The sequence below is a fragment of the Pseudomonas amygdali genome (assembly GCF_002699855.1).
Lineage (GTDB): Bacteria > Pseudomonadota > Gammaproteobacteria > Pseudomonadales > Pseudomonadaceae > Aquipseudomonas > Aquipseudomonas amygdali.
The window spans coordinates 1-568 of record NZ_LKBW01000221.1 but is presented as its reverse complement, the minus strand read 5'-3'; the positions used below and the strand labels follow the sequence as shown (position 1 = coordinate 568).

Below are 568 nucleotides of genomic sequence, written 5' to 3'. Positions count from 1 at the left end.
CTGCTCCTGGGTCAACATATTGGCAGCTCAAAGCCGCCAGTTTTACCCAGGGGGGTCAATTCTAGGTTGGCGTTAGGGGGTCATTTTTACAGTGGCGGTGACACATTGGCACTGGACTTCATCAACAACACGGCTTTTTCCAATGGCGCAAACTACAACATGGCAGGTATCGCGCCAGACGGCTCGCTGATCCCTCTCGGCCACCTGCTCAATAATATTGCCTACAAGGGACGGTTGACCGTAAACAGCGAAGGACTGGATATGGCCCACAACTCATGGGCGCTGCAAACGCCTGTAACCGACGCTGACTTTGAAGATGTCTCGGACATTGGTTGGGATGCGCCGCGTCAGTTGGATGGAAGTCTGCCAATGCTGAGCAGCTTCCATCTGCGCCCCGGTAGCAGATTGGCAGGCATGGGGGCGTTCAACTGAGCTGAGGGGATCCCTGGCTCCAATGCAGAGGTTTGTGGAACCCCAGACAAACAAAAACCCTCAACGCGTAAGCGATGAGGGTTTCTGGAATTTAATCTTGACGATGACCTACTCTCACATGGGGAAACCCCACACT

1 pseudogene is annotated in these 568 nt (G+C 53.9%); it reads left to right on the top strand.

From position 1 onward, the window contains the following. Positions 1–84 precede the first annotated feature (84 nt). Positions 85–432, top strand: a pseudogene (locus tag AO277_RS14530) (pectate lyase); the annotation flags it as partial. Positions 433–568 lie beyond the last annotated feature (136 nt).